Source organism: Rhodococcus sp. CH91 (genome assembly GCF_022554085.1).
Taxonomy (GTDB): Bacteria; Actinomycetota; Actinomycetes; order Mycobacteriales; family Mycobacteriaceae; genus Rhodococcus.
In genome coordinates this window covers 1-10,504 of record NZ_JAKFYR010000004.1, presented here as the reverse complement: position 1 = coordinate 10,504, position 10,504 = coordinate 1, and the positions used below count along the sequence as shown (strand labels likewise).

Annotated in this window: 10 protein-coding genes; 7 read left to right on the top strand and 3 right to left on the bottom strand. The window is 67.1% G+C overall.

Going from position 1 to position 10,504, the window contains the following annotated elements; translation table 11 throughout:
* The first annotated feature begins 36 nt into the window (after positions 1–36).
* The 6 genes from MOM01_RS09320 (at position 37) to MOM01_RS09295 (ending at position 5,260) form a co-directional block, all read left to right on the top strand.
* Positions 37–1,221, top strand: a complete 1,185-nt coding sequence (locus tag MOM01_RS09320; RefSeq protein WP_241385147.1) for a hypothetical protein — start codon at positions 37–39, stop codon at positions 1,219–1,221.
* Positions 1,222–1,465: 244 nt separating this feature from the next.
* Positions 1,466–1,840: a hypothetical protein gene (locus MOM01_RS09315; RefSeq protein ID WP_241385146.1), complete on the top strand. Its 375-nt coding sequence runs from the start codon at positions 1,466–1,468 to the stop codon at positions 1,838–1,840.
* 79 nt (positions 1,841–1,919) lie between these two features.
* A complete protein-coding gene (locus tag MOM01_RS09310; RefSeq protein ID WP_241385145.1) occupies positions 1,920–2,777 on the top strand; it encodes a ParA family protein in 858 nt (285 codons plus the stop codon).
* Positions 2,774–3,295: a hypothetical protein gene (locus MOM01_RS09305; RefSeq protein ID WP_241385144.1), complete on the top strand. Its 522-nt coding sequence runs from the start codon at positions 2,774–2,776 to the stop codon at positions 3,293–3,295. Before MOM01_RS09310 ends, MOM01_RS09305 begins: the two co-directional genes overlap by 4 nt.
* A gap of 117 nt (positions 3,296–3,412) precedes the next feature.
* Positions 3,413–4,135: a hypothetical protein gene (locus MOM01_RS09300; RefSeq protein ID WP_241385143.1), complete on the top strand. Its 723-nt coding sequence runs from the start codon at positions 3,413–3,415 to the stop codon at positions 4,133–4,135.
* A gap of 141 nt (positions 4,136–4,276) precedes the next feature.
* Positions 4,277–5,260 carry a TauD/TfdA dioxygenase family protein gene (locus MOM01_RS09295; protein WP_241385142.1) on the top strand — a complete coding sequence of 328 codons (984 nt, stop codon included), beginning with the start codon at positions 4,277–4,279 and terminating at the stop codon, positions 5,258–5,260.
* 57 nt (positions 5,261–5,317) lie between these two features.
* Here the strand turns inward: MOM01_RS09295 and fadD1 are convergent, their stop codons facing one another.
* Genes fadD1 through MOM01_RS09280 form a run of 3 tightly spaced genes read right to left on the bottom strand, consistent with a single transcriptional unit; the run spans position 5,318 to position 9,205 of the window.
* Positions 5,318–6,886 (bottom strand): fatty-acid--CoA ligase FadD1, encoded by a 1,569-nt coding sequence (gene fadD1 / locus MOM01_RS09290; RefSeq protein WP_241385141.1) that lies wholly within the window; start codon positions 6,884–6,886, stop codon positions 5,318–5,320.
* A 43-nt stretch (positions 6,887–6,929) separates the two neighbouring features.
* Positions 6,930–7,865: an alpha/beta hydrolase gene (locus MOM01_RS09285; protein ID WP_241385140.1), complete on the bottom strand. Its 936-nt coding sequence runs from the start codon at positions 7,863–7,865 to the stop codon at positions 6,930–6,932.
* Positions 7,862–9,205: a flavin-containing monooxygenase gene (locus tag MOM01_RS09280; protein ID WP_241385139.1), complete on the bottom strand. Its 1,344-nt coding sequence runs from the start codon at positions 9,203–9,205 to the stop codon at positions 7,862–7,864. The genes MOM01_RS09285 and MOM01_RS09280 overlap by 4 nt, the downstream gene beginning before the upstream one ends.
* Positions 9,206–9,498: 293 nt before the next feature.
* Here MOM01_RS09280 and MOM01_RS09275 point away from each other — a divergent pair.
* Positions 9,499–10,504 (top strand): cbb3-type cytochrome c oxidase subunit I (locus MOM01_RS09275; RefSeq protein WP_241385138.1); only part of this gene is annotated, 1,006 nt, incomplete at its 3' end.

Here is a 10,504-nt window from a genome sequence, read left to right as displayed (position 1 = left end):
GGAAAGAGCACCGTGGACGAGCTGCGAGGAGGACCCGTGCCCGAACCCGATCGACCCCACACGCAGCACGAAGACGAGGTGACGGCGGAGCGGCGGACGCGTATCGCCGAACGGGTGCGCCGGTGGTGCGAGAACCGGAGCATCGAGGGCAGGCATGCCCCGCTCTCGGACGCTGCGGCGGTCGCGCTCGCCGCAGGCCGACTCGACGAACCCGCGCGGGCGGTGCTGGCGAATCGCCGGCGGGCCGGGCGGCGGTTGCCCGCAGCCGGCGGTTTCGGCGAGCTGCGGTTGCTCTCCGACGAATACGCCCGCCTGCGGGAGCGCGCAGCCGGTCAGCGCCCCGGTGCCGCACGACTCGCCCTCGAGTACCGGGCCAACGAACTGGCCAAACGCATCCGGGACGCCCGGCAGGCCTTCGTCCACTCGTCGATGCATTATGCGCAGGGGGTCCGCGCTGTACGCCGCGACCGGCGCGACGGACTGCACCTCGAGATCGAGCAGCGCGAAGCGCTGTTCGCCGCCCTGCAGCACACCCCCGCGCCCCTTCCCGTTGCTCCGGTCGACCAGGCGCGAGGCGCGCTGGTCGATGTCGCGGTCGACCGCGTGACGCGCTGGTCGGAACGCACCCCGCTCGCCGAGACGGGTCGTCGCGTGGCGCAGCGCATCGCCCGCGAGGCGCCGGACGGCGACGATCACTTCGTCGACCGTTACGACACCCTGATGTTCCTCGCAGGATCGCTCTACGACCGCATCGAGGCCTCGGCTGCGTGGCGGTCGGAGTACTTCGAGGTCCAGCGCTCCCAGCTGGATCTCGCGGAGGAGGTCACGCAGATCGCGGTGGACGCCGTGGCGTTGCGCGGCCTGCTCGACGAACTGCACGCGGCGATCCGGACAGCGCCGGGAGCGCGGTCGAGTCTCGAAGCCCGGGTGTCGGCACTCGGACCGGTCTGGGATCAGATCCTCGCGCGGGTCACCGCGCTCGCCCGCATCGGCGACCTGCTCACCCGGGCCGAGGAGCACCTGCATCTCGCTCGGATCGCCGAGCGCACAGCGAGTCTCGACCGGCGGATCGACGATCTCATCGGAAGGTCGGGTGCGCGCGAATTGTCCACCGAGAACACGGATCTCGTCGGAGACCAGTTCGGCGCCGCGGCCGCGCTCATGAGTGCTCTCCGGGGCGATCTCGGGGCGGATATCGCGGAACTCACCTCGAAGGAATAAGGAACGAGGTGCGGTACCTGTCATCCCTCACATCGGCGGGCCCCGCGAACGAGAGGGTGGCCCGAGTTCCCGAAAATGTGACCGGCTTCACTGGTGCATTTGTCCGATCCGGTGGTAGCTTCCTCGGGTCCGGTCGGGGGTCGATCTACAGGGGGGCGCCGTGGCATCGCGGCTTGTGCGAGTGGGCGTTGCGCTGGGTTTCGCAGCAGTTCTCGGTGCGTCAGGGTGCGGCGGTGGGACGAACGTGTCGGTCATCGACGACCCTCGTCTCGAAGCGGAGTTCGAATCCGTCCTCGTCTCCGGTGAGGCTCGCACGCTCGGCGAGATCGCCGCTGCGGCCGGAGTCGAATCGTGGGACAGGATGTACTACTTCCGGGTGCCGGTGCTGATGAGCGAACTCAACCGGATGATGCAGACCCCGGGCGTGACCTGGCGTAATCTGCCGGGATCCGACGCCGAAGGGCTGATCGTGTTCCTCTCGGAGGGGGAGGTCGTCCGTGCGGTCGCCGACCGTGAACCGCCGCTGTACCTGAGTGGCTTCGCGACATCCGACTCGAGCGTGACCGCGGATTCGCTCGCCGGCATTCCCCGTCTCGCCGTCGAATCCATGGGTCGCTGACCCGGATGCCCTGAATGTCCACCTTCGGGTAGTTTTGCTCGGGAAACGAGTGACGAGTTCTTTCCCGAAGAGGTGTGGGGTGGCACGGGTAATCGCGACGATCAACCTGAAAGGTGGCGTCGGCAAGACCACGACGACGGCCGCCCTGGGCGAATTCATGGCGGCGGAGTTCGGGCAGCGGGTCCTCCTGATAGACCTCGACCCGCAGACCAATCTCACCACGATGATGGTCGGTGAGGAGCGGTGGAAGGAACTCAACGAGCTCGACCGCACTCTCGCGGCGCTGTTCCGCACAGCGATCGATCCCGATGCCGGCGACTTCGACATCGAGAAGGCGATCCAGCACGATGTCTCGCCTGTGCGCGCGGTGCGCGGTCTCGATCTGCTCGCCTCGTCCCTGGATCTCATGGAGATCCAGGAAGGTCTGAGTCATCAGCAGTACGCCGACCCGGGTTCGCACCGTCCCGTCGAAGTTCTTCTCTCGGCGGTCGAGCCGGTCGCCGATCGATACGATTACATCCTCGTCGACTGCCCGCCCAATCTCGGCATGCTCACCCTCAACGGCTTGCGACTCGCCGACGGATATCTCGTCCCCACGATTCCCGACATCCTGTCCACCTACGGGATTCCGCAGCTGCAGAAGAAGGTTCAGGAGTTCGCGCAGCGATCCGGGCATGCGGTGCGCGAGATCGGTCTCGTCATCACGAAGTACCGCAGTGCCTCGAATCTCCACCGCAGCATCATCGAGCAGTTGCAGCGCGACGAACGGATCGCGAACGTCGTCCCCGCCTGGGTGCCCGAGGCCAACCAGATCGCGGCGTCCGCCGAATTCGTGCCCTACGGCACGCTCAAGCGCAAGTACGGCAACACCGGTCAGTACGACGCGCTCCGCATCCTCACCGAGACGATCATGATGAATGCGCAGGTGTACCTGTGACGGGCCCGGAGACCGACGTGGACATGGCACGGGCGCGTCTGCGCGTGCGTATCGGCGAGGCGAGTGCGGCGCTGTTCCGGCTCGACGAGGCGGCGCCGGGGACCGCGAGCACGCTCGTGGCGCTCGTCCAGGTGATCGCCGACGAGGCCGCCCGCACGCCACGTTTCGCGAAGGCGCTGGGCGCCGCGCTGGACACCACCCCGGCGACCCCGCCCGCTCCGGTTGCCGACACCCCCGCGCTCTCGCCTGTGCTGCCCGGGGTGCGGAAGCCGGCGGTACGCCGGAGCCGGCGCGCCGCCGGCGCATTCGATCCGTTCGCGGTGTATCGCGAACACGGAGAGGTAGCCCTGCGGGAGAAACTGTCGGCTCTCGAGGTCGAACAGCTCAAGGACATCATCGCCGAGCACGCCATGGACTACGACAAGCTCGCGATGCGCTGGAGGACTCCGTCCAAACTGCACGATCGCATCGTCGAACGGGTCAAGGCCCTCACCACCAAGGGTGATGCCTTCCGGTGACGCATCACAATCCATTTCTCTTCCGGCTGTATCCACGTATGGTCGCTTGAGACCTCGGAGTCGTGCTGCGATCCTCGCTCCACCGCTCGATGTGTGCACGGAGAAGGAGGAGTCGACATGGGTGACATCGCCCGGCAGGGTGTAGCGGCGTTCGTGGCCGAGGTGCGGTCGCGTGGTGGTCGCGCCGAGCCGATCCCCGGACGACGGGACGTGCGGGTGTGCGGGTCCGACGGGTCCGAACGGGTGGTACGCGTGTGTCCGACGATGAACGACGGCTGGCTCGCGAGGCGTCAGGACGGGGTTCCCTCCGCCGACGGAGCAGGGGTCGCGTACTGGGTGTTCGTCGACCTCGCACCGACCTCGCCGGAGTTCTACGTGGTCGACTCGGCTGAGATCGAAGCGGGGATCGAGGAGGAGGTCGCGCTCTGGCTCGCCGACCGTCCGGGACGGACACCGACGGGCAGCCACCCGATCGCCCGCAGCAACGTCGTCCACGGGCACGACCGGTGGGATCTGCTCGCACTCGACGCGGTCAGGGATCCGGCGCACGGCACGACGGCGACGCCGGTCGTGGCTACGCGGGTGGGGCGCCCGGTCGCGCGGACCACCGCCCCCGAGATCGTCGACGACCGCCTCGTTGTGACGGCCGACATCGGCGGGTATCGGGTGCAGGGGCGCGTCGATCCCGTGACCGGCACACTCGAGATCACCCGAGGTCCGATGGAGGGGAGACGTTTTCCCGACCCCACAGCGGCGGCGCGCGCCCTCGTCACCTTCTTCGACGACCACGAGACCGAGCCCGACTGCGACACCTTCTGGCGGAGCGAAGTCCTCGGTTGAGCGCACGGGATCCCGGAGGAGACGAGGCCCCCGCCCGATTCCGATCTCGGTGACCGCAACCGTCGACTCGGACGACGGATGGCGATGAACTGATCAGGCGCAGGAACCACCGCCCGATCCGGATCATCGAAGGGAAGTCGCATGACCATCATCGACATCGAACGTGACACGGCCGTCGCCGAGAACATCTATGCTGCCGGGGGACTCGCGGTCACCAGGCTGGGGGAACACATCGGTGCCCGCATCGACGGGGTGCGCCTGTCGGGATCGTCGTCCACCGAGACGATCGAGGCCGTCCGCTACGCACTCGCGGTGCACAAGGTGATCGTGTTCCGGGGACAGGAACATCTCGACGACGAGGAGCAGTGGGCGTTCGCGGCTCTGCTCGGCACGCCGACCCAGTCGCACCCCACCGTCCATTCGAAGGGTAAGCGGCTGTTGCCCATCGAAGGTGCCGCCAACAGCTGGCACACCGATGTCAGCTTCGTCGATCGCATTCCGAAGGCCTCGATCCTGCGTGCGGTGACGTTGCCTCCCTACGGCGGTGCGACGACGTGGGCGTCCACCACCGCCGCGTACGAGCAGCTGCCGGACGCGCTCCGGGCGCTCGTCGACACGCTGTGGGCAGTGCACACCAACCTCTACGACTACGCCGAGAAGCTCGACGCCGGCGATTCCGATCCGGCTCTGACCGAGGAGCGGCGGCTGTACCAGGAAGAGTTCCGCCGCAATACCTACGAGACGGTCCATCCCGTCGTGCGCGTGCACCCGGAGACGGGGGATCGTTCCCTGCTGCTCGGTCACTTCGTGAAGGAGTTCGTCGGGCTGAAGACGTCGGAGACCTCTGCCCTGTTCCAGCTGCTCCAGAACAGAATCACCAAACTGGAGAACACTTTCCGGTGGTCCTGGGCCGACGGGGACGTTGCCATCTGGGACAACAGGGCGACGCAGCATTACGGGATCGCCGACTTCGGTGCGCACACCCGTCGCCTGCACCGCATCACCCTCGCCGGTGACATCCCCGTCGGTGTGGACGGCGCGTCGAGCCGGGTCGTGCAGGGCGATGCGAGCGAGTACTCGGTGGTGGAGACCCCTTCACGGTTGCCGGGTTTCGGCGCCGCCTGACGGCGGTGCGCGAAACGGCCGGGGGGAGGTTCGATCCGCCGGCCGTTCGCGCTCGTCTCAGGCCGCGACGTACCTCCGTCCCTCACGCACCCACAGCACCCCGTCGCCTGCGGTGGCGCCTTCGTTCTTCAGGGCGCGTTTGAGGATCTTGTTGGTCGCGGTCGACGGCAGGTCCGCGGCGACCCGCACGAACTTCGGCCACGCCTTCGGCGAGAGGTCGGCCTGCTTCGAGAGGAATTCTGCGAATTCCTCCGGTGCAAGTGATGTTTCGTCCCGCAACACCACGGCGGTCATGATCTGGTCGCCGACATGTTCGTCCGGTACGCCGTACACGGCGACCCGGCTCGCCTGGGGCAGTCGCTGCAGGATCCGCTCGAGGGGAGCGGCGGCGAAGTTCTCACCGTCCACCCGCATCCAGTCGGCGGTGCGACCGGCGAGGTAGATCCAGCCGTCGGCATCCCTGTAGGCGAGATCGCCCGACCAGAACATGCCGGCCCGCAGGCGCTCGTCCGTCGCCACCGGGTCGTTGTAGTAGCCGGTGAAGAACCCGGCTCCCTGGGTGTTCACCAGTTCCCCGATGGCCTTGTCGGCGTTGACCAATGCACCATGGGCGTCGAATTCTGCTGCCGGGCAGGGCGTCACCGTGTCGGGATCGTAGACGTCCACACCCGGCAGGCCCCGGCCGATGGATCCCGGTGGGGTGCCCTCGTCGCGGGTGATGATCACCGCGGCCTCCGTCGACCCGAAACCGTCCCACACGGTGCAGTCGAAGCGCCGTCCGAACTCCTCGATATCCCGATCGGTGGCCTCGTTGCCGAACGCCACGCGTAACGGGTTGTCGGTGTCGTCGGGGCGCTCCACCGTCGCGAGGATGTACGCGAGGGGCTTGCCCACGTAGTTCATGTAGGTCGCACCGTAGCGGCGCACGTCGTCGAGAAAGCGCGAGGCAGAGAAACTCGCGGGAGCCATCGCCGCGCCACTGCACAGCGACACGCACCACCCGCCGAGGATCGCGTTGGAGTGGAACAGCGGCATCGACAGGTAGACGACGTCGTCACTCGTGATCGAGAATCGCGGGACGAGGGTGCTGCCGGAGAACAGCACCATCATGTGCGCGAGCATCACGGGCTTGGGGTCCCCGCTGGTGCCCGAGGTGAAGATCAACATGAACGGATCGGCCGGACCGGCTTCGCGATAGGGCTCGAGTGGTCCGGCGCCGTCGACCAGGGCGCGCCAGTGCGGGCTCGTGACGTCGAAGACGGTGACACCGTCGAGGTCCAGGCCCTCGAGCAGGGGAGCGTGCTCGGCGTCGGTCAGCAGGATCCGGCAGTCCGCCCGGAGGATGTCCTGCGCGAGCCCGTCGCCGCGGCGGGTGTCGTTGATGCCGACCAAGGGGAAGCCTGCGAGCCCGGCCGCGGCGATCGCGTGCAGCATCGCGGGTGTGTTGCCGAGGAGTGTGCCCACGTGCACCGGTTCGGCGTGGTCCATCGCGGACAACAGCGCGGAGGCCTGAGCGGACGCCTCCGCCAGGTGCTCGCGCCAGGTCCAGGTGCCGCTGTCGTGAACGATGGCGGTGGTGTCGTTCTCGACCAGTTCGCGTAGCGCCTGCTGGACTGTATCTGCCATGTACACCTCGCGGTCTCGAAGGGTGAGCGGGTTCGAAGTGGGCTCAGCGATGGTCGAGATGCCGTGTCAGGAAAGAGATCTGATGTCGTACGGCAGGATCGAACCAGTCCTTGCCCGGCCAGACGTCGAAGTGGTCGCACGGATAGTGCCGTACTTCGGCGCGGGCGCGGAAGGCCGCCCGCGCGGCGGAGTGCGGCGGAGCGCTCCGATCGAAATCCGCGATCTGCACGAGGACGGGGCACTCGATCGACGAGGCATACCGGGACGGGCGGTAGGCGCCGAGTGACAGGACGATGTCGGCGTCGATCTCGTTGCGCCAGGTCGGTCCGGCCAGGGAGAGATAGTCCTCGTGATAGCCGTCGAGCGACAGTGCGGCCACACTTCCGGGTGGTCCCACGATCGGAATGGTGGTGGGATCGCGCCGTGCCGCAGACCCTATCCGGCTGCGGACGCCCGCGGCCGTCGATCGCAGGAGGGTCGACGGTGGGTGCTGCCGGAGAGCCAGGGCACCTGCGGCGAGGCCGTCGGTGATCGGGGTCAGCGATACGACGGCCGCGACCTCTCGTTCCCCGGCCGCCACCGTCAGGACGTGTCCGCCGGACAACGAGGCTCCCCACAGGGCCGTCCGGCGAGGATCCACGCCGTCGAGATGTCGTGCGGCCTCCAGCGCGGCCCGGTAGTCGGAGATCTGCCCGTCGATGTCGACACGCTGGCGGACGGTGCCCCCAGACTCGCCGAACCCGCGGTAGTCGAAGGCCAGTACGTGCATGCCGGCAGCCGCGAAACACTCGGCGAAGGGGGCGAGCCCGGAGTCCTTGGTACCGCCCAGCCCGTGGGCCATAACCACGACCGGTGCCGTCCCGTCGACGTCGAGGGCATCGCTGCCGGGGGAGAAATGCCAGGCGTGCACGGTCTCGCCACCCGATCGGAAGATCAGAGAACGCCCAGGCGCGATGTCGCCGTCCCTGCCGCCCGTCATCGCCCGACTGCCTCGGACGCCGGGGCGGTGGCTCGTGCGATCCCGTTCGGCAGCTCCCGGGTCCGGATGTCGAACTCGTAGGCGAAGTAGTCCAGTTGCTGCGTGTGCCGGGGGCGGTCGAGCATGTGCCCGGTGTACCGGCGCTGATCCTCGACGATGGTCCGTCGCATCTCGTCTTCCGGTGGAAGGGCATAACGGCCGATCGCGTAGGTGGCGATCAGTCGTGCCTGGCATTCGACGAAGGGGAAGAGTGTGGGCGTGGCCTGCGCGAACCCCGCGAATGCGAGATCCGGGACGCCCGGGGCGAAGATCCGCTTGTACAGAGAGATGTGATTGTCGGGAGCGCTGATGAACTCCGGGTCGAAGAACGGGAAGGTGATGTTGTAGCCGGTCGCGTAGATGACCACGTCGAACTCGCTCGACGTTCCGTCGACGAAGTGGACGGTGCGATCGTCGAACCGCTCGATGTCGGGTTTCGGCACGATGTCGCCCGAACCGAGCCGCAGCGGGAGTTCGACGGACTGCGTGGGGTGCGCTTCGAAGAACTTGTGGTTCGGTGTGGGCAGTCCGTACCGCTCGGGGCGCCCCGACAACAGTGGCTGACCCATCTGAGCGACCTTCCGTTGCCACGACATGGGGATGTAGGGGAGGGTGCGGTAGAACTTGTCGGCGGGCCGGCCGGCGATGTACTTCGGGACGATCCACGCGCTCGAGCGCGTGGAGAGCGTCACCTCCGTCTGCAGCGACTTCGACGACAGTTCCACGGCGATGTCGGCGGCGCTGTTGCCGATGCCCACCACGAGGATGCGTCTGCCCGCGAACTCGATCGGGGTGCGAGGGTCGATGTAGTGGTGGGAGTGGAGCGACTCGCCGGCGAATCGCCCCGGGAACTCGGGGATGCGCGGGTCCCAGTGGTGCCCGTTGGCGACGACGAGGAACTCGAATTCGCGGGTGCTCCCGTCCTCGAGGTCGAGTTGCCATCCGCCCTCGGGACGGCGCTGCGCGTGCCGCACCCCGTTGCGGAACTCGATGTTCTCGCGCAGGCCGAAGGCGTCGGTGTAGCCGTCGAGATACTGCTTGATCTGCGTGTGGTGCGGAAAGTCGGGATAGGACTCCGGCATCGGATAGTCCTTGAACGACAGCTGGTGCTTGGACGTGTCGATGTGCAGGGAGCGATAAGCACTGCTGTGGCCGTTGGGATTGCCGAAGGCCCAGTTCCCTCCCACTCGGTCGGAGCTCTCGAAGCAGACGTAGGGCACCCCGTAGTCGCAGAGCATCTTCGAGGCGGTCAACCCGCTGATACCTGCGCCGATGACCGCGGTGGTGGGTGCCGACGACATGTACGTCCTTTCGGAGGTGTGGCCACGGGATGGGCTCGGGGCGCACGCCGGGCAGTGATGACCGTCACAATGTAGAACACGTTCTCCTCTCTGTACATGTCGGATACCGGCGATCCGCCGGCGCGCACGAGAAGCTCCGAAATCGGCCCCCGAAGTCGGGTGCACGGGCGAAGTCGAGCGCCTAGTCTGGGTGCACCTGCATGCATCGCGGGTGGTGATCGCCGTGCCTCGCACGGACATCGACTCCCGTCCGCACCGCGCCGTTGCCGCCTCGGGCGGCTCGAGGAGGACCGATGAACGCGGTTGTCGCTCCCGTCAAGGCCACGCGCCCCTATCCGCCGCGGCGCAAGTCCAAAGGCGCGGTGATCCACGACCTGATCACCACCACCGACCCGAAGAAGCTCGGGTTGATGTACATCTTCACGTCCTTCTCGTTCTTCCTCTTCGGCGGTCTGCTGGCACTGCTCATCCGCGCCGAGCTCGCCCGCCCCGGACTGCAGTTCCTGTCGAACGAGCAGTACAACCAGCTGTTCACGAATCACGGCGGCATCATGCTGCTGATGTACGCGACGCCGGTCGTCTTCGGTTTCGCGAACTACATCCTGCCGCTGCAGATCGGTGCTCCCGATGTCGCGTTCCCGCGTCTGAACGCCTTCAGTTACTGGCTGTTCCTGTTCGGCGCTCTCGTGGTCGCCTACGGTTTCATCACGCCCGGTGGGCCCGCGGACTTCGGGTGGACGTCCTACATGCCTCTCTCCGACGAAATCCACTCTCCCGGTGTGGGCGGCAATCTGTGGTTCCTCGGTCTGGCCATCATGGGTCTGGGCACCATCCTCGGTGCCGTCAACATGATCACGACCGTGGTGTGCATGCGCGCACCGGGCATGACGATGTTCCGGATGCCCATCTTCACGTGGAACATCTTCATCACGATGATCCTCGTGCTGCTCGTGTTCCCGCTACTCGCAGCGGCGTTCATGGGCGCCATCGTCGACCGCGTGCTCAACGGCAACATCTACGATCCGGCCACCGGTGGTGAGCTCCTGTGGCAGCACCTGTTCTGGTTCTTCGGTCACCCCGAGGTCTACATCATCGCGCTGCCGTTCTTCGGCATCGTCTCGGAGATCTTCCCGGTCTTCTCCCGGAAGCCGATCTTCGGTTACAGCGGTCTGGTCTACGCCACCATCGCCATCGCGGCGCTGTCGATCGCGGTATGGGCGCACCACATGTACGCCACCGGCGCCGTGCTGCTGCCCTTCTTCGCCTTCATGACCTTCCTGATCGCGGTCCCGACCGGTG

Bases quoted from the DNA above. Each gene is read 5' to 3' on its own strand.
- MOM01_RS09280 (WP_241385139.1), bottom strand. From the start codon at position 9,205: ATGTCGTCGGCACCCACCACCGCGGTCATCGGCGCAGGTATCAGCGGG.
- MOM01_RS09295 (WP_241385142.1), top strand. From the start codon at position 4,277: ATGACCATCATCGACATCGAACGTGACACGGCCGTCGCCGAGAACATC.
- fadD1 (WP_241385141.1), bottom strand. From the start codon at position 6,886: ATGGCAGATACAGTCCAGCAGGCGCTACGCGAACTGGTCGAGAACGAC.
- MOM01_RS09285 (WP_241385140.1), bottom strand. From the start codon at position 7,865: ATGACGGGCGGCAGGGACGGCGACATCGCGCCTGGGCGTTCTCTGATC.
- MOM01_RS09300 (WP_241385143.1), top strand. From the start codon at position 3,413: ATGGGTGACATCGCCCGGCAGGGTGTAGCGGCGTTCGTGGCCGAGGTG.